Origin of the sequence: Hymenobacter monticola (assembly GCF_022811645.1) — a bacterium.
In the GTDB taxonomy this organism is placed as follows: Bacteria; Bacteroidota; Bacteroidia; order Cytophagales; family Hymenobacteraceae; genus Hymenobacter; species Hymenobacter monticola.
In genome coordinates this window covers 3,399,294-3,417,393 of the sequence record NZ_CP094534.1, presented here as the reverse complement: position 1 = coordinate 3,417,393, position 18,100 = coordinate 3,399,294, and the positions used below count along the sequence as shown (strand labels likewise).

Genomic DNA, 18,100 nt, shown 5'->3' with positions numbered 1-18,100 from the left:
GCTACCTTTCGCCCATGAACCCTGACGAACAGCAAACCCGCGTTGAGCTGCGCGCCTGGCAGCGCCGGATGCAGCGGCCGCCCTCGTTTCTGAACAACTTTGCCCACCGCGTGCAGGTGCGCCTCAATGCCCTGCTGCCCGAAAAGGTGCATCAGGCCATCACCGGGGCCATCAAGCAAATGGTGCGCGGCGTGCTGTTCGGCTCGCGGCACACCACGGCCAAACCGCTGGCCGGCGTGCCCTTTGCCGCCCGCGAGGCCGAGGTGCACGTCCGCATCCGCGACTACCGCACCATGGCCACGGCCGAAGGCGCCGTGACCGGGGCCGGCGGCTTCCTGCTGGGCCTGGCCGATTTCCCGCTGCTCATTGGCCTGAAAATAAAGCTGCTGTTTGACATCGCGGCGCTTTACGGCTACGATGTGCACGACTACACCGAGCGGCTGTACCTGCTTCACGTCTTTCAGTTGGCCTTCAGCAGCCAGCAGGCCCGCAACGCCACCTACCACCGCCTGGCCGACTGGGACGCCTACCGCCTCAGCCTGCCCCTGAACCCCGAGGAGTTTGACTGGCGCACCTTTCAGCAGGAATACCGCGACTACATCGACCTCGCCAAAATGGCCCAGCTCGTGCCCGTCATCGGGGCGGCGGTGGGCGCCGTGGCCAACTACAAGCTCATCGAGCAGCTCGGCGACACGGCCATGAACTGCTACCGCATGCGGCATTTCGCCGCGGCCGAAGAGGCGCAACTGCTGACGCCGCCGGCCAGCCGCTAGCCCTGGTCGAGCAGGCAGCCGACGGCCGGTATCAGTCGCCGAGCATCTCCACGGTTAGCCGCCCGCTGTCCTGGTGGTTTTTGATGCTCAACCGCACGCGGTATTCGGCGGCTACGGCGTGCCCGTTCACCACTTGCGGCAGCCAGGTGGTGGGCAGGTTGCTTAATGCACTCAGCACGAAGGTTTCAAATGCATTGGGCAGTACGTTGGCGTCCAAACCGAAGTGGGTTTGGTGTCCCGTCGAATCTACCGAAAACACGAATTTGGCACTGCCAACGCTGTAGGGCTGCAGCCGCGAAAAGGCCTCGATGTGATGGTAAATGGCGTCTTGCAGCTGGTTGCGGCCGCCCAGGTACAGCAGCGGATGGTTGGCGCCGAGGGCGGGGCCGCTCACCGGCTCGCGCGTCGGCGGGCGCCAGTACACCAACTGGTGCGCGGCCTCGTTGACTTTTTGAATGGCGTTGCCCGCCGCGTCGTAATACACCCACACGCCGGCTCGCGTGCCGGCATAGTTGAGGCCCTTGGCCTGGAGCCGGGCCGCGCTATCCACCACCGAAACCAGGTAGCCCGCCTTGGTTTTGCGGCCGTTAGGGGCCAGCTCCGCCGCGTTGCGCTGCCGCATCCAGTAGCAGTGGTAATATTGCCACAGGCCATCGGGCAGGCCGGCGCGGTAGCTCCCCTGGCTTTGCAGCTTGTTCCACGGGGCTTCTTCGTAAAAGCTGCGCCACTCCCCTTCCTTTAAACCGTGCTCGTAGCTGCCGGCTTCCAGCACGGCCACGCCCGCCGCCCCACCCAACGGGCGGTACCGGATGTAGGCGCCCTGCCGGATGGTGCGGTCGGCTTTCAACACGCTGAACTCTTCGACTATCCCGGCTTTTTCCACCAGTACTTTCTCGGTTTCTTCTTGCGCGCTAACCGACCGGGCCCCCAACAGGCCTGCCAGCAGCCCAAGCCCGACGCCCATCCATTTCATGCGCTGTTTCATGGTCTTTCGCTTGAAATATAAGGCCCGTTTGGCTTAGCTACAGGCCCCGCGGCCCACCGTCAACTCAAGTGCAGGGCAGGGCTTCGGGTGGGTAACTTCGCCGCGGCTCACGCCTGTCACCCCGCTTGCGCCGCCAGCAGCTGCGCTACGTCGGCCTCGCTGATGCTGGGCGTGGCGCCCCGGTGCGTGGCCACCAGCGCCCCCGTGGCGCAGGCAAACCGCAAGGCCTCGCCGGGCGGCTGGCCGGTGAGCCAGCCCTTGAGCAGCGCGGCCAGAAACGAGTCACCGCTGCCGATGGTATCCTGCACCTGCACCGTCACGCCGGGCGCGCGGTAAAGCTGATTATCTGTCCAAAGCAGGGCGCCGTCGGCCCCGCAGGTGACGCACACGGCTTGCAGGCCGAAGCGCTGGGCCAGCCAGGGCATGGCCGCGGCCGGCTCGGCTTCGGCGCCGAACCAGCCCAGGAGTTCGGCCAGCTCGTGGTGGTTCATTTTCACCATGTCGGCCCGACCGAGCAGGTGTTCAACCACCTCACGGGTGTAGTGCGGCGGGCGCATGTTTACGTCGAACACCTTGAGTTTCGCGCTTTCGAGCAGGCGGTAGAGCGTTTCGCGGGTGCCCGCCTGCCGGGCCCCCAGGCTGCCAAATACGAAGGCGGCGGCGGTGGCCACGGCGGCCTCCACGGCGGCATCGTGCTCGATGTAGTCCCAGGCCACGGGCTGCACAATGTCATAGGTTACCTCGCTGGCGTTGTCTACGTTGGCATTCACCACGCCCGTACGGTGGGTTTGGTCGTGCTGAATGAGGCCGGTGCCCACGCCCTTCGACGCCACGAAATCGACCAACTCGGTGCCCGGCTCGTCCTCGCCCACGCGGCTGATGAAGCGCACGGGCAAACCCAGCTGGTGCAGGTGCACGGCCACGTTGAAAGGCGCGCCGCCCGGCTGCTTGCCGGTGGGCAGCACATCCCAGAGGATTTCGCCGAAGCAGGCGATGGTGGGAAGTTGGGCGGCGGGGCTGGAAGGCATGGCGGGTGTTTTTGACGGAATGGAGCCGCGAAACTACCGCGCCGGGACCAACACGGCTTTCGCCCGGAAAAAAGCATCCGTCTTCCGATTGAATTCATCAGCGTGTTCCTGCAAGGTAGCGTGCCCGCTGTCGGGCACCAGCCAGAGCCAGGCGCGGGGCAGGCTTTGGTAGATAGCCACCGTGTGCTCGGGCCGAATGACGTCCCGGTCGCCGGCGATGATGAAGGCCGGCACCCGCACGCGCCGCAGCGCCGCCAGCGGAATATGGGGCTGAAACACGTCGAGGCAGAACACCTTCCAATCGTTCCGGCGCTTGGGGTCGGTGAATTTCACGCCCTTGTTTTCCTGGTAGCCGCGCTGCTGCTGGCGCCACAGGCTGAGCATCAGCGCCGTCGAATCGGGCCAGAGGTTGGCGCCGGTGGCCACCAGCCGCTTCACCTTCTCCGGGTGCCGCAGCGCCAGCGCCAGCGCGTTGATGCCGCCGTCGCTCCACCCCATCACGTAGGCAGAATCAATGCGCAAACTCGTGAGCAAACCGGCAAAGTCGTCGGCCATCATCTCGAAGCTCAGCGAGTCGCCCGCGTCCACCGACTTACCGTGGGCCCGGCTGTCCGCGGCAATGACGCGGTAGCGCCGGGCGAAGTAGGGAATGTTCTTCGCCCACGCCGAGATGTTGTCGCCGTTGCCGTGAATCAACAGCAGCGGCGGACCCTGCCCGTAGGTTTCGTAGTACAGCTTCACGCCGCGCACCAACTGGTAGTGCCCGGCCGCGGGGTTGTGGCCGTAGGGCGGGACGGGTTGGGCGGCAAGAAGGTGGCTGAAGATTAAGAAGAGCAGAAGCAGGCGGGCTTTCATAGCCGTAAAGCTATTTGAAATAACTACCCGGCTGGCGTGCGTCTACAATGTGCTGCCCACTGGCTTTGAGCTTCTGATTCACCGCAGGAAATGTTCAGTTTTTGTTCAGAAAATGCTTAACCCACAGGCTTAACGCCAGCAGTAATTACCTTTGGCTATGGCTTTTCTACTTGATGAAACCACAAAGATTAATCCCTTCTTGGCAATAGTTGTGGCGTCTTGTACCATTGGTTACTTAGCCCTATTTGCGCTGCTCAGATTACTAACTAAGGGGCTTACTCGTAAGCTAGCTTAAGGGGTTATGTTCATTATTGCCGTAGGAATAGTTGCTCTGCTAAAAAATACAATCCTCTAGCTTATGCCTCTGCTACTTGACGAAACTGCTATATTCGGCATATTCGGCGCCATCTTCATTGGTATTCCCTTTGCTATTGCGTATTTCATTGCGTTCATCATTATAGCGTTTAGAGCAAGGGGTGATAAGCGCATTGTTACCTTGATTGTTATGGCTCTTATAGCCCTTGCAATATTCCCATCCATCTTCTCGCCTTTGCGTTGGGTTCACGGAAATTAGCAAACCGAAACGAGCCGCTAGCGTGAAAAAGCCAAACGGCCGCCCCGGTTTCCCGAAGCGGCCGTTGCCTTAGTTGCTATTAAAGCCAGTCGCTTACTTCTGCGAAAGCTGGGCTTCGCCGCTTTCCTTCATGCGAATCAGGTTCAGGGCCGAGCCGGCTTTGAACCACTCAATCTGGCCCTCGTTGTAGGTGTGGTTGAGGGTGATGAGGTCGGTGTCGCCGTCGGCGTGGTGCAGGCGGGCCTGCAGGGGCTGGCCGGGCGTGAAGGTGGTCAGGCCGAGGATATCGATGGTGTCGCCTTCCTCAATCAGGTCGTAGTCGGCCTTGTTGGCGAAGGTGAGGCCGAGCATGCCCTGCTTCTTCAGGTTGGTTTCGTGGATGCGGGCGAAGCTCTTCACAATCACGGCGCGCACGCCGAGGTGGCGGGGCTCCATGGCGGCGTGCTCACGCGAGGAGCCTTCGCCGTAGTTCTCGTCGCCAATGACCACGGTGCCGATGCCCAGGCTCTTGTACGAGCGGGCCGACTGCGGCACGGTGGTGTAGCCGTCGCCCTGCACCGCGAAGTTGCGCACCGAGTTGGCCTCGCCGTTGAAGGCGTTGGTGGCCCCGATGAGCATGTTGTTCGAGATGTTGTCCAAGTGGCCGCGGTATTTCAACCACGGGCCGGCCATCGAAATGTGGTCGGTGGTGCACTTGCCCTGAGCCTTGATGAGCAGGCGCAGGCCCATCAAATCCGTGCCTTCCCACGGCTTGAAGGCTTCGAGCAGTTCGAGGCGGTCCGAGGTCGGGTTCACGATAACCTGCACGCCGCTGCCATCCTCGGCGGGCGCCTGGAAGCCGGCGTCTTCCACGGCAAAGCCGCGGGGGGGCATCTCCACGCCCATCGGCTCGTCGAGCTTCACGGGGCCGTTGGCGCCGGGCAGGGTGTCGGTGAGGGGGTTGAAGGTCAGGTCGCCGGCAATGGCGAAGGCCGTCACGATTTCGGGCGAGGCCACGAAGGCGTGGGTGTTGGGGTTGCCGTCGTTGCGCTTGGCAAAGTTGCGGTTGAAGCTCGTGATGATGGAGTTGCGGCGCTTGGGGTCGTCGGTGTGGCGGGCCCACTGGCCGATGCACGGGCCGCAGGCGTTGGCCAGCACCACGCCGCCCATGTCGGCGAAGGTGTCGAGGAGGCCGTCGCGGGCCACCGTGTAGCGCACCAGCTCCGAGCCGGGCGTGATGGTGAATTCGGCGTTCACGGTCAGGCCCTTATCCACGGCCTGCTTGGCAATGCTGGCGGCGCGGGTGATGTCCTCATACGAGGAGTTGGTGCACGAGCCAATCAGGCCTACTTCCAGCTTCTCGGGCCAGCCGTGCTCTTTCACGGCGGCGGCAAACTGCGAGATGGGCCAGGCGGCGTCCGGCGTGAACGGGCCGTTCACGTAGGGCTCCAGCGTGTTCAGGTCGATTTCGATGAGCTGGTCGAAATAGCGCTCCGGCTGAGCGTACACCTCGTCGTCGGCGCGCAGGTGCTGGCGCACGGCGGCGGCGGCTTCGGCAATCTCGGCGCGGCCGGTGCCGCGCAGGTAGTCGCCCATTTTCTCGTCGTAGGCAAACACCGACGTGGTGGCGCCAATTTCAGCGCCCATGTTGCAGATGGTGCCTTTGCCGGTGGCCGAGAGGCTCTCGGCACCGTCGCCGAAATACTCCACGATGGCGCCGGTGCCGCCCTTCACCGTCAGGATGCCGGCCACGCGCAGAATCACGTCTTTGGCCGAAGTCCAGCCGTTCATCTTGCCGGTCAGCTTCACGCCGATGACTTTCGGAAACTTCAGCTCCCAGGCCATGCCGGCCATTACGTCCACGGCATCGGCGCCGCCTACGCCGATGGCAATCATGCCTAGGCCGCCCGCGTTGGGGGTGTGCGAGTCGGTGCCAATCATCATGCCGCCGGGGAAGGCGTAGTTTTCCAGCACCACCTGGTGGATGATGCCGGCGCCGGGCTTCCAGAAGCCGATGCCGTATTTGTTGGAAACCGAGGCCAGGAAGTCGTACACTTCCTTGTTTTCAGAGTTGGCTTCGGCCAAGTCGGCGGTGGCGCCGTCTTTGGCCTGAATGAGGTGGTCACAATGCACGGTGGAGGGCACGGCGGCCGTGGCCTTGCCGGCCTGCATGAACTGCAACAGGGCCATTTGGGCGGTGGCGTCCTGCATGGCCACACGGTCGGGGGCGAAATCGACGTAGGAAACGCCGCGCTCATAAGCCTGCTTTACTTCGCCGCCGTAGAGGTGGGCGTAGAGAATTTTCTCGGTGAGCGTAAGCGGGCGTGCCACGGCGGCGCGGGCCGCCTCGATGCGGGAACCCATGCCGGCATACACCGAGCGAATCATTTCCAGGTCGAAAGCCATAGGATGCGTATTAATAAAGAGTGGTTGTGCAAATGTAGCACCCCCGCTAAGTTGTACCTAGCCAAAATGCGCGGATGCGGGTTTTGTAAGGATTAACGAGGGTTCCGGCGCTTGCGTTCGGATACGGCGCGGTACCGGGTTCCCGCAGTGGGCGCAGTGGTTTGCGCAGAGGTTCGCAGAGAGCGGGCGGCAACCTATTGGCGTCGCTTACGGTTGTGGGGCTTCTGTTTGCATTTTTGCGCTTACCATGAAATCAACTTCCCTTTCCCTGCTGGCTGCGGCCACGCTGGGTTTCAGCCTCGCCGGCTGCTCGTCTAACACTTCTTCCTCCGAAACGGCAGCCACTGGCGGCACTTCCGCCGCTGCCCCGACCCTCACGCCCGGCCCCTGGCGCGGGGTGCTGGCCGCGCAGGGCCAGGAAATTCCATTTTTGTTTGAGGTAAAAACCGAGGCCGGCAAGCCGGTGGTTTACCTGATTAATAAGGGCCTCAACGGCGAGGAACGGCTGCGCTGCGAAGAAATCTCCTCAGCCGGCGACTCCACCACCATCCGCATGCACGCTTTTGATGCCGCGCTGGTGGTGCGCGCCGACGGTGCCAACAAGCTGAAAGGCACCTGGGTGAAGTATGACACCAAGGACCCGTACCGCGTGCCGTTTACGGCCACGGCGGGTGCGCAGGAGCTGTTTCCGGCCGCGCAATCAACCGAAAAGACAGGCAACTTCGGCGGCACCTGGCGGGCCACCTTCCAAGATGGCGACGACAGCTACCCGGCCACGGGCGTGTTCACGCAACAGGGCAATAACCTGACGGGTACGTTCCTTACCACCACCGGCGACTACCGCTACCTCAGCGGCGTGGTGAGCGGGCAGAAAATGGCGGTGAGCACCTTCGATGGTAGCCACGCCTTCCTGTTCACTGCCCAGAACGGCCCGAAAGAACCCGTTGACATCACCAAGGAGTACGCGCCCAATACGTTGTTCGGCGACTTCTATTCCGGCAAGTCGGGCCACGAAACCTGGACGGCCGTGCCCGACCCTAAGGCCAAGCTGCCCGATGCCGACACGCTCACCTACCTCAAAAAGGGCGAAAGCCGGCTGAATTTCAAGTTCCCGAACGTCATCGAAGGCGGCAGCATCTCCCCTACGGACCCCAAGTATCGCGGCAAGGTGGTGGTGCTGCAGGTACTGGGCTCTTGGTGCCCTAACTGCATGGACGAAACCAACTTCCTGGCCCCTTGGTATGAGAAGAACAAGCAGCGCGGCGTAGAAATCATCGGCCTGGGCTACGAGCGCAGCGGCGAGTTCGCCAAGTCGGCTCCCAAGCTGCGCAACATGCGCGAGCGGTTCAACATCGGCTACGATGTTGCCTTTGCCGGCGTGTCGAATAAAGATTCGGTGGCGAAGTCGATGCCGCAACTGGCCAAGTTCCTGGCCTTCCCCACCACCATTTTCCTCGATAAGAAAGGCAACGTGCGCAAGATTCACACGGGCTTCGCCGGGCCGGGCACGGGCAAGTATTACCAGGAAGAAATTGCCGGGTTTGAGCAGACGGTGAACAAGCTGCTGAAGGAATAAGCTCTTTAGCCGCGGCTTGTTTGCTGTATGCCTGCGGCATTGAGACGGCAAGGATGTGGTTCGGTACGACACGTGAGTTTGGGTGGTACCGAACCCTTGTGCTTTAAGGGGACGGCACGGTATATATTTGATACGCTACTGCCACTTCCAGTTAGCGGGGCCCCTTCCAATGCAAAATATTCTTGTTCCCACCGACTTTTCGGCGGCATCGCGCCACGCCTATTTGGTGGCCCTGCAACTGGCCGGGGCGACCAACGGAAACGTCGTGCTGCTGCATGTAGTGGCACCGCCCAAATTGCGCTTGTCCGCTCCCGGCCCTGAAAACGACTTTTCGGATGGCGACGAGGCACCAAGAGCCGGAGCCACCGTCAGCCCTCAGCTACTGGAAGCCGCCCGACACCGCATGGAGGCGTTTCAGCAAGAGGTGCCCTCATCGGACACGAATGTTTCCGTGGCGGGCGAGGTGGTTGGCAGCCGCGTTGGGGAGGGCATCCTGCAGGCCATCGAGCGGCATGGCTCGCACTTGGTGGTGATGGGCGCGCACGGGCACAGCGCGGTGCGTCGTTTGTTTTTAGGCTCCAATACCGAACGGCTCATTCGCCTTTCGCATTGCCCCGTGCTCACCGTGAAGAATGAATTGCAGGGAGAGTTTTCAGTTCGCACCATCCTTTTCCCTTCTGATTTTAACCAGGAGCTGCCCATCGGGTCTGGAGGGCTGCGCCAGGTGCAGGCGGCCTTTCCCGAGGCAGCGTTGCATTTGCTGCATGTGCGCAAGAAAACCAAGCGCCGCCTGGCCCCGCCGCCCATTCAGGCCTTTGCCGAGCGCGCCTGCCTGCACAACGTGCACGTTGCCATCATTCAGGCCAGTAGCCCGGCCGAGGGCATCGCCCAGTACGCCAAACGCATCGGCGCTGACTTGGTGGTTATTCCCACCCACGCCCGCACGGGCCTCAGCAGCTTCCTGCAAACCAGCATTGCCGAAACCGTAGCCACGCACGCCCTACCGCCGGTGTTGACGTATCATTTAGCGAACCTACACCACTAGGAGACGTGGCGCACCGTTGTGCCAAAGTCCTTCCGGAAGCGCCATCCTTCCGGTTTACCCCAAAGAGCGTTTGCTAACGCAGCCGCAGCTGCACCCGGAAGTCCCCTTTTGGCCTGAGCGTGATGAGCGGTTGCATGGTCACGGGGCCCTGCCCGGCCACCCACTCAATCTCGAACAGCCGCAGTAGCTCCAGCGTCACGAGCTGCATTTCGGTGAGGGCGAACTGCATGCCGATGCACAGGCGCGGCCCGCCGCCAAAGGGCACGTAGGTGTTGGCCTGCACCGGGCGCGCCTGGCCTGGGGCAAAGCGGCTGGGGCGGAACTGCTCGGGCTCGGGCCAGTACTTGGGGTCGTGGTGCAGGCCGTGGAAGTAGAGCGAAAACAGCGTGCCTTTGGGAATGCGCAAGCCTTGGTACTCGTCGTCGGCCAGCGCCACACGGTCCACCATCCAGGCGGGCGGGTAGCGGCGCATGGTTTCCTGCACGGCGTGCAGGGCCTTGCCCAGGCGCGGCAGGTCTTCGAAGGCGGGCGGGCGGGCGGCCAGCACCTCGTCCATTTCGGCGCGAATGGCAGCGGCTTCCTGCGGGTGGTGGGCCAGCAGGTAGGTGAGCCAGGTGAGGGCATTGGCGCTGGTTTCGTGGCCGGCGATGAGCAGAATGAGGGCCTCGTCGAGCACGCGCTCGGGCGTCATGGGCTCGCCGGTGTCTTCATAGCGCACGTCGAGCAGCATCTGCAGCAAGTCGTCGGGCGGGGTGGCGCCGGGCTGGGCGTTGTCGGCCTCACGCTTGGCAATGAGGCCACCCAGCAGCACGCGCAACTCGGCAGCCAGGTCGTCGTGGTACTTGAATTGCCCCCGTAAGTGAAACCAAGGCTTGAGGTAGGGCTGCCGAATGGAGCGCACGAAAAACGCCTGAATCTCGGTGATGAGTCGGGCCAGGCGGTCGAGCTCCGCCTCCGGGAAGTTGGTGCTGAACACCGAGCGGGCGATAATGCGGAAGGTGAGCCGCGTCATCAGCTCGTGCACCTCCACGGTGGCAGTGCCGTTGGCCGCGTGGGCCTGCGCCACCAGCGGAGCCAGCGTTTCGCTGGTGATTTCCTGCATCAGACCGGTGAGGGCGGCCACGCGCTGCCGGTGGAAGCCGGGCTGAATGAGCCGGCGCTGCCGCAGCCAGTCGGGCCCGTCGTTGGTGAGCAGGCCGTGGCCGATGTAGCGCGAGAAGCCCCGCGTAAACTTCGACTTGGCGTAGTTGCGGTTGTTTTTCTGCAGGATGTGCTGCGTCAGGCCCGGGTCGCGGGTGAGGATGCTTTTCTCCACGCCGCCGATGAACAGCTCCACCGTGTCGCCGTAGTGGGCCAGCGTGTCGTTGAGCACCGGCAGCGGGTCTTTGGCCAGCGCGAAGGAGCGCAGCAGGGAGCGCCAGCGCGGCAGCCGCGGCAGGTGAAAGGTCTCAGGACTTGCTTTTTCGGATGCTTGCATGTTGGATGTCTTCGCGGCTTGCCATTGGCCGGCTACCCAAAACTACCGCCCGGCCGCAACTGGTTCATCTTTTTTCGGCCCGGCCGCGTACAGCCGAACGGGCCCCGGCCCGGCACCTTTCTTTTCTTTCCTCCAATTCCTTTGCCTTATGTGGATTCAGCAGAACTCCAGCTCCCCCGCCCCGCTCGCCGATTTGCAAGGCCGCGCCGTCGGCCTCAAGTTTGAGTGCACCCAATGCAACACCGAAGTCTTCACCGACCTCATCGGCGTGCCCGCCCCCAACGACCAAGCCGACTCGCCCGAGCACGCCGAAAACCACGAAATCGAAGAAATCAAGTGCCCTGGCTGCGAAATGACCCACACCCTGGAAGTCGACAGCAGCTTCGACGGCGTGACGTTCAAAGTGAGCGACGCCAAAGAAGTGAGCTACCAGGTGGCGGAGTAGTCATCTGTCATTGCGAGGCCGCAGGCCGTGGCAATCCGTCCTGTCCAGCACCAGACACGTCCTTTTATCAGAAAGCCCCGGTACCGCAATGGTGCCGGGGCTTTGTCACTTTACATGGCTGGTCGCTGAGAACAGGACGGATTGCTTCGCTGCGCTCGCAATGACAAGCTTTTTTTCCCCATCTGGCCGTGTTACTTCTCCCGCTCTATCGTATAGTTAATCAGCTCCTCCAGCGAGGTGCGGCTGGGCGAGGCCGGGAAGGTATGCAGAATGTCCAAGGCGTCGTCGCGGTATTTTTTCATCGTAGCAATGGCGTAGTCCAGCCCGCCCGATTTCTTCACAAATTCAATCACCTGCTGCACCCGGTCGCGGTGGCCTTCGTTGTTTTTCACGTTGAAAATCACCTGGCGCTTTTCCAGCCACCCGGCGTGCTGCAGGGCGTAAATCAGCGGCAGCGTCATCTTTTTTTCTTTGATGTCGATGCCCACCGGCTTGCCGATTTCGGCCGTGCCGTAGTCAAACAAGTCGTCCTTGATTTGGAAGGCGATGCCCACTTTCTCGCCAAATAAGCGGGCACGCTCGATGGTCTCCTTATCGGCGCCCACGGAGGCCGCGCCCACCGCCGTGCACGAGGCAATGAGCGAGGCGGTTTTCTGCCGGATGATGTCGAAATAAACGTCCTCGGTGATGTCGAGCTTGCGGGCTTTTTCGATTTGCAGCAGCTCGCCTTCGCTCAGCTCGCGCACGGCGTTGCTCACAATTTTCAGCAGGTCGAAGTCGTCGTTTTCGAGCGAAAGCAGCAGGCCGCGCGAGAGCAGGTAGTCGCCCACGAGCACGGCAATCTTGTTCTTCCACAGCGCGTTGATGGAAAAGAAGCCACGGCGGTAGTTGCTTTCGTCCACCACGTCGTCGTGCACCAGGGTGGCGGTGTGCAGCAGTTCGATGAGGGCGGCGCCGCGGAAGGAGGCATCGGGCAGCGGGTCGCCGGTATTGGGCTCGGGGCGGGCGGCACGGGCGGTAAGAAACACAAACATGGGCCGAATCTGCTTGCCCTTGCGCTTCACGATGTAGCCCATTATCTTGTCGAGCAACAGCACCTTGGTGCGCATCGACTGACGAAACTTGTATTCAAACTCTTCCATTTCGGCCGCGATGGGCGCCTGAATCTGGTCGAGGGAGAAAGTGGGTTGTTGGGGCATTGCGCCGGCAATGATACGGCAGAACGGGCTAGGTGGAAGTCTTTGCGACGCTAAACAATTATCAGAACGGTCATCCTGAGCATAGCGAAGCACCTTATCACGCCTGCACCGACACACCTATCCTAAATTACTCAGCCGTGAGAAGGTCCTTCGCTACGCTCAGGATGACAGCTGTCACCCATCCATCACCCTTTTCACCCACCAATCCACCTCTTACCTTCGCCTCATGCTCACTCACGCTTCTTTCCTACTCACCGGCACCGGCCACGGCCGGGCTTTCGAGGCGGATGCCACCTTCCGGCCCGATGGCCAGGCCAAGCCGGTGGTGCTTTTCGTGCACGGGTTTAAGGGGTTCAAAGACTGGGGCCATTTCCCGCGGCTGGCCGACTTTTTTGCCGAGCGCGGCTTCGTGTTCTTCAAGCTCAACCTTTCGCACAACGGCCTCGTGGTGGGCGGCACCGGCGATTTGGAAGATTTGGAAGCGTTTGGCCGCAACAACTTCAGCATTGAGCTCGATGACATTGGCCAGGTCATCGATGCGCTGTTTGCGGGCAGCACGCCCGTGCCGGCCGCTGAAATGGACCTGGCGCGCCTGTGCCTGGTGGGCCACAGCCGCGGGGGCGGCCTGGTGCTGCTCAAAGCCGCCGAAGATGCGCGCGTGCGGGCCGTGGCCACCTGGGCCGCCATTGCCGAAGTGCACCCGCACTGGCCCCAGGCCGTTTTCGACGAGTGGGAGCGCACCGGTGTGCTGCACGTGCCCAACACCCGCACCGGCCAGCAGCTGCCCCTGCACTACCAGCTGGTGGAAGACTACCACCAACACCGCCCGCGCCTCGACATTGCCCACAACGTGCGCCGCAAGCTGCGCCAGCCTTTGCTCCTCGTGCACGGCGACCAGGACGAAACCGTGCACGTGGACGCCGCCCACGCCCTGCACCAGCTCAAGCCCGATGCCGAGCTGCTGCTCATACCCGACGCCACGCACATGTTTGGCGGGGCGCACCCCTGGGTCCGGCAGGAGTTACCGGAGCCCGCCCGCTTCGTGGCCGAGCGCACCGCTGATTTTTTCCAACGCCGCGCATGAGCCGCACCGTCACCGCCTACTTGCTGCTCGGCAGCAACCTCGGCGACCGGGCGGCGCTGCTGGCCGGGGCCCGGGCGCAGCTGGCTGCTATCACTGGCACAATTGCGGCCGCATCCGGCCTTTATGAAACGGCCGCCTGGGGCCGCGAAGACCAGCCGGCCTTCCTCAACCAAGTCCTGGCTCTGCGCACGGAGTTGTCGGCCCAGGAGCTGCTGGCCCAATGCCTGGCCACGGAGCAAAGGGCCGGGCGTGAGCGCCTGGAACGCTGGGGCAGCCGTACGCTCGATGTGGACATTTTGCTCTATGGCCACGAAATTATCAACCAGCCCAGCCTCGTAGTGCCACACCCGCGCTTGGCCGAGCGGCGGTTTGCGCTGGTGCCGCTGGCCGAAATTGCCGGCAGCTTGCAGCACCCGGTGCTTGGGAGCAGCGTGGCTGAGTTGCTGGTGCAGTGCCCCGACCCACTAGCCGTTCAGCGCGTGGAGTGAATGCCACGAGTACCCCGAAGCTCCTGGTTCGGCTCGGCAGAACGTCAATTGTTCTCACGGGCCGAAGCAGGAGCTTCGGGGTACTCGCCCTCTTATCCAATAGTGGCGGTGGGCACAATTTTCTTCACTAGGCCTTGCAACACTTTGCCGGGGCCGCACTCGATGAAATCGGTAGCGCCGTCGGCGGCCATGCGCTGCACCAGCTGTGTCCAGCGCACGGGGGCGGTGAGCTGGGCCAGCAGGTTGGCTTTGATTTCGGCGGGGTCGGTGTGGGGCAGCGCGTCTACGTTTTGGTAAACGGGGCACTTAGCGGCGCTGAAGGTCGTTTTTTCGATGGCTTCGGCCAGCGCAGCGGCGGCACTTTGCATCAGGGGCGAGTGGAAAGCGCCGCCTACCGGCAGCGGCAGGGCGCGCTTGGCGCCGGCAGCTTTCAGGGCTTCGCAGGCTTTGGCAACTCCGGCCGTGCTGCCCGAAATGACGAGCTGGCCGGGGCAGTTGTAGTTGGCGGCTACCACCACGTCCCCGCCGTCGGTGATTTCCTGGCAGATGCGCTCCACGATGGCGTCATCAAGCCCCAGAATGGCGGCCATGGTGCCGGGCTGCTCCTCGCAGGCGGCCTGCATGGCCTGGGCGCGGCGGGCCACCAGCGGCAGGGCATCCTCGAAGCGCAGCACGCCGGCCGCTACCAGGGCCGAGAACTCGCCCAAGGAGTGGCCGGCCGTCATGCCGGGCTGCAGCTCGGGCCGGGCCACAAACTGGGCCACCGAATGCACGAAAATGGCCGGCTGGGTGACGTCGGTACGGCGCAGGTCTTCCTCAGTGCCCGAAAACATGATGTCGGTGAGGCTGAAGCCAAGGATGTCGTTGGCGCGGGTGAGCAGGGCGCGGGCGTCGAGGCTCTGGTCGAAAAGGTCGCGGGCCATGCCCGGAAACTGGCTGCCCTGGCCGGGGAAAACAATGGCGGTGGTCGAGCTCATGGGAAGTTTGGTGCTGAGGGAGGGAAAATGAATTGGGGCGCAAGCTGCACACAAACCCGCATTGGCCCAAAAAAACAGCGCGGACCTCGGGGCCCGCGCTGCTCGAAACGATGGTGCTAATGGAACTGCCTTTGATTTGCGAATCAGCCTGATTAACGCACAATTTCCACCCAGCCTTTGTAGGTGCGCTTGGTGCTGGCGGGGTCGGCAAACTCTACCTCAGCGAAGTAGAAGTAGATGCCGTCGGACACCTTGTTGCCGCGGCTGCCGGAGGAGTCGCCGCCCACGGGCCCGCCGCCGTCCCAGTTGATGAGCACGGGGTCGCTGGCCGTGGTGGTGTTCTCGAAAACCTTGCGGCCCCAGCGGTTGAAGGCCTGAAAGTGCACGCTGCGCACCGGCGAGCTGTTGCGGGGCCGGAACACGGCGTTCTGCGCATCGCCGTTGGGCGTGAAGATGTTGGGCAGCGAGAAAAACAGGCAGTTGGCCTGGCAGGCCACATTGCTCGTGTCGCTGGCCGCGCCGCCGCTGCCCACGGCCTGCACCGCGTAGCAGCCGCCCGAAGTGGGCAGGTTGGCGTGGACGAAGGAGGTTTGGGCAGTGGTGGTGAGCAGCGTGAACGCCCCTGCGGTGCCTTCGCGGTAGTACACGCGGTAGCCAGCCACGTTGGCGTCGCAGCCCGTGGGGGCACTGCTCAGCGTCCAGCTTAGGCGGTTGGTGTAGGTTTGGGTGGTGCCCGACGACTGGGGCAAGGCCGCCAGGCTGTCGCAGTTCACCGCCTGCAGGGCTAGCACCGGCGTACAGGGCGGCGCAATGAGCTGGCGGCACTGCTCCTGGCTTTTATTGAGCAGCGCACTGAGGTAGCCCGTGGGGGCGTAGCGGCCCTCGGTGCGCACGTAGTAGCAGTAGCTCTGGCGCGGCACCAGCGTCGCGCTGTTATCGAGGTAGGTGCCTCCACCCGCCCCCGTTGGGGCCGTGGCAATGGGCACAAACACGCTGCCCGGGGTGTCGGCGCGGCGGTAGATGGTCACGGGGCGGGCCGTGTTGTCCCAGGGCACGTTGTAGGTCCAGCGCACGGTGAAAGCCGTGGGCGGGTTGTTGGCCACCACGGTGGTGCGCACGCTGCTGGCCGGAAGGCTGGTTTCGGTGATGCTGGGCTGGCCGCCGGGGAAGGTCCGCACAAAATCGAGCCGGTAGGTGTACTGCCGGTCCAGGGTGTTGAGGCCGGTATCCACAAACGAAGTGTCGGTGAGCGAAGTGAAGGTGCGCACCGTCGTAAACGTCGTCGGGGCCAGACCCTCGCCGCGCGACAGCACGTAGCCGGGCGTGCCGTCGAAGGCCACGCCCGTGGTGGTGCGGGGCGTAGTCCAGCGCACGGCAATCTGGCCGGCGGTGGCGCTAGTGGCCTCCACGTCTACGTTCTTGAGCTGGGCCGTGCGGCCGGCAAACGTGGCGCAGGCCTCGGCCGAAGCCAGGCTGGCCCCCAGCCCCGGCAGCGGAAACTCGGCATAAATACGGTAGCAATAGGTGAGGCCCCGGGCCAGCCCGCGGGGGGCGCCGTTGGCATCGAGGTTGTCGTCGGTGAAGGTGGTCACGTTGGCGTTCACCGAGCCGATGCGCACGTAGCCTGTTGAGGGCGGAATGCCCGTTTCGCAGGCCCCCGGGCCCGGGCCCGGGCCCACCTTGCGGTAGATGTGGATGGTGCTGGCGTTGGTGCAATTATAAGTGCTCCAGTTGAGCACGGTCCGGTTCAGGCCGGACGGGCTGGTGGCGGTGGTGGCCTGCAGGTTTTGCGGCGGCGAGCCCACCACCGTGATGCGCCACACCTGCTCATCCACCAGCGGCTGGCTGCTTGGCGGCGTGCTGGTGCTGCCCGAGCCCGGCGGCGTGTCCTGGGCCTTGAACACCACCAGGTAGGGCAGCCGGGCCACGTTGCTGCACTGCGTTTGCCAGGTGAAGACGCCGCGTGCCTGGGGCGGCCCCTGCGCGGTCTGCACAAAGGTGGCCGGTGGCTTGATGCCCGAATAAGCAAACAGCGAAACCGGCGTCTGGGCCGCGCTGCCGGCCGCCACGCCGTCGACGGCCGTGACCACGCCCGTCACCGTGGCGCCCGCCACCACGCAGATGTCGGTCGGGATGGTTAGAATAGGCCGCAGGTTGTTGGTGGGCACAATGATGACCTGCACGTCGCTCACCACCTCGCCAATCTTGCGCCACCCCAGCGGGGTCCGGCGGATTTCCGTGATGCTGAACGCAAAATTGTAGATGCCCGCCTCGACGGGTGCGTTCCAGGTTATCTGCCCATCGTTGGGGTTCTGCACAAATATGGCCGGCGCCCCGGGCACCCCCGGGGGCACGCCGCCGTAGGCCACCTGAACAGGAGGCGTGCCCGGGGTAACCGCCGGGTCGTTCGGAAACCGAAAGTTAGGCACGTTAACTGGCTGCGGCGTATTGTTGCCCGTAGCGCCGGAGCACGGCGGGCCCACAATGTCTTGTGCCAAAAGGCTGACCTTCTGGCTGGGCCGCAGGCTGTAAACCAACGAGTCGCCGTCGGCGTCGTAGGCGCCGGGGTTGTACGTGAACGGCTGCCCCACCGCGCCCTTATCGACCGACGGCGCCGTGATGACCGGCGAGCGGTTGCCGAGCAGCTCGGGGAAGATGTAAACGGTGGTACTGATGTAAAACGACTGGGCGCTCGAGTTATCCATGTTGCGCACGCTCGCAATGCGGTTTTCGCCGGTATAACTCACCAAAAAGCTGCCCGTCGTCCCATAGGTGTGCTCAAATGTGTACACGTTGACCCCGGTATCCGGCACCAGTGGAATGGGCTGGCGCCCGCCCACGCGGGGAATGCCTTGGTAGCAGCTGGAAGTATTGTCACCGAAAAAAATGGTCACGTCCTTCTCATCCACCGGCGGCGTGGTACCAGTTGGCAGCGTGGTGGTGTAAAGTATCATCTTGAAGAAGATGCGGCGCGGGTTGCGGGCGGGCGTGGTGTCGGGCTTGGCTTGGATGAATCCGGCCCGAATGTGACTGGCCTGCGCCGTTTCCGGCCGCAGTCCTGCCCCCACTATCAGCAGCAAGAAGCCAGCCCAAGCCCGGGCGCGAAGGAGAAGAGATTCTATCATAACACTTTTAAAAAACGAAACCCAGAACAAACATCCCCCTTCTTCGCAATACCGGTCTTGGCTAGCAACCCGGCCGAACGCGCG

At 63.3% G+C, this 18,100-nt stretch carries 15 protein-coding genes; 6 read left to right on the top strand and 9 right to left on the bottom strand.

Annotated elements, in window-relative coordinates; genetic code table 11:
• Positions 1-14: 14 nt before the first annotated feature.
• Positions 15-773, top strand: coding sequence for an EcsC family protein (locus MTP16_RS14205; protein ID WP_243510442.1), 759 nt, complete (start codon positions 15-17; stop codon positions 771-773).
• A gap of 31 nt (positions 774-804) precedes the next feature.
• Here the strand turns inward: MTP16_RS14205 and MTP16_RS14200 are convergent, their stop codons facing one another.
• The 5 genes from MTP16_RS14200 to MTP16_RS14180 all read right to left on the bottom strand — a co-directional run bounded on the left by MTP16_RS14200 (position 805) and on the right by MTP16_RS14180 (position 6,600).
• A complete protein-coding gene (locus MTP16_RS14200) occupies positions 805-1,758 on the bottom strand; it encodes a toxin-antitoxin system YwqK family antitoxin (protein WP_243510440.1) in 954 nt (317 codons plus the stop codon).
• Between the two features lie 116 nt (positions 1,759-1,874).
• On the bottom strand, positions 1,875-2,786 hold the full coding sequence (locus MTP16_RS14195) for a carbohydrate kinase family protein (protein WP_243510430.1): 912 nt from the start codon (positions 2,784-2,786) through the stop codon (positions 1,875-1,877).
• Positions 2,787-2,819: 33 nt separating this feature from the next.
• A complete protein-coding gene (locus MTP16_RS14190; RefSeq protein WP_243510427.1) occupies positions 2,820-3,641 on the bottom strand; it encodes an alpha/beta fold hydrolase in 822 nt (273 codons plus the stop codon).
• 367 nt (positions 3,642-4,008) lie between these two features.
• Entirely contained in the window at positions 4,009-4,206 is a 198-nt protein-coding gene (locus MTP16_RS14185; RefSeq protein ID WP_243510423.1) for a hypothetical protein, read from the bottom strand.
• A 102-nt stretch (positions 4,207-4,308) separates the two neighbouring features.
• Positions 4,309-6,600 (bottom strand): aconitate hydratase, encoded by a 2,292-nt coding sequence (locus tag MTP16_RS14180; protein WP_243510421.1) that lies wholly within the window; start codon positions 6,598-6,600, stop codon positions 4,309-4,311.
• Positions 6,601-6,847: 247 nt separating this feature from the next.
• On the opposite strand from MTP16_RS14180, the gene MTP16_RS14175 reads away from it, so the two are divergent.
• Together MTP16_RS14175 and MTP16_RS14170 are read left to right on the top strand one after the other, a co-directional pair.
• A complete protein-coding gene (locus tag MTP16_RS14175; RefSeq protein WP_243510419.1) occupies positions 6,848-8,176 on the top strand; it encodes a TlpA disulfide reductase family protein in 1,329 nt (442 codons plus the stop codon).
• 169 nt (positions 8,177-8,345) lie between these two features.
• Positions 8,346-9,221 carry a universal stress protein gene (locus MTP16_RS14170; RefSeq protein ID WP_243510417.1) on the top strand — a complete coding sequence of 292 codons (876 nt, stop codon included), beginning with the start codon at positions 8,346-8,348 and terminating at the stop codon, positions 9,219-9,221.
• 73 nt (positions 9,222-9,294) lie between these two features.
• Here MTP16_RS14170 and MTP16_RS14165 read toward each other — a convergent pair whose 3' ends face one another.
• Positions 9,295-10,698 (bottom strand): cytochrome P450, encoded by a 1,404-nt coding sequence (locus tag MTP16_RS14165; RefSeq protein WP_243510413.1) that lies wholly within the window; start codon positions 10,696-10,698, stop codon positions 9,295-9,297.
• 148 nt (positions 10,699-10,846) lie between these two features.
• Between MTP16_RS14165 and MTP16_RS14160 the strand changes: the two genes are divergently transcribed.
• Positions 10,847-11,143 carry a hypothetical protein gene (locus MTP16_RS14160; RefSeq protein WP_243510411.1) on the top strand — a complete coding sequence of 99 codons (297 nt, stop codon included), beginning with the start codon at positions 10,847-10,849 and terminating at the stop codon, positions 11,141-11,143.
• Positions 11,144-11,334: 191 nt separating this feature from the next.
• Here MTP16_RS14160 and MTP16_RS14155 read toward each other — a convergent pair whose 3' ends face one another.
• Positions 11,335-12,342 carry a polyprenyl synthetase family protein gene (locus MTP16_RS14155; protein ID WP_243510409.1) on the bottom strand — a complete coding sequence of 336 codons (1,008 nt, stop codon included), beginning with the start codon at positions 12,340-12,342 and terminating at the stop codon, positions 11,335-11,337.
• Positions 12,343-12,568: 226 nt separating this feature from the next.
• Between MTP16_RS14155 and MTP16_RS14150 the strand changes: the two genes are divergently transcribed.
• Positions 12,569-13,426 (top strand): alpha/beta hydrolase family protein, encoded by an 858-nt coding sequence (locus tag MTP16_RS14150; protein ID WP_243510407.1) that lies wholly within the window; start codon positions 12,569-12,571, stop codon positions 13,424-13,426.
• Entirely contained in the window at positions 13,423-13,914 is a 492-nt protein-coding gene (folK, locus tag MTP16_RS14145; protein WP_243510399.1) for a 2-amino-4-hydroxy-6-hydroxymethyldihydropteridine diphosphokinase, read from the top strand. The genes MTP16_RS14150 and folK overlap by 4 nt, the downstream gene beginning before the upstream one ends.
• Before the next feature lie 92 nt (positions 13,915-14,006).
• Here the strand turns inward: folK and fabD are convergent, their stop codons facing one another.
• Together fabD and MTP16_RS14135 are read right to left on the bottom strand one after the other, a co-directional pair.
• Positions 14,007-14,891, bottom strand: coding sequence for an ACP S-malonyltransferase (gene fabD, locus MTP16_RS14140; RefSeq protein ID WP_243510396.1), 885 nt, complete (start codon positions 14,889-14,891; stop codon positions 14,007-14,009).
• Between the two features lie 152 nt (positions 14,892-15,043).
• Positions 15,044-18,016, bottom strand: a complete 2,973-nt coding sequence (locus tag MTP16_RS14135; protein ID WP_243510395.1) for a T9SS type B sorting domain-containing protein — start codon at positions 18,014-18,016, stop codon at positions 15,044-15,046.
• Positions 18,017-18,100: the final 84 nt, after the last annotated feature.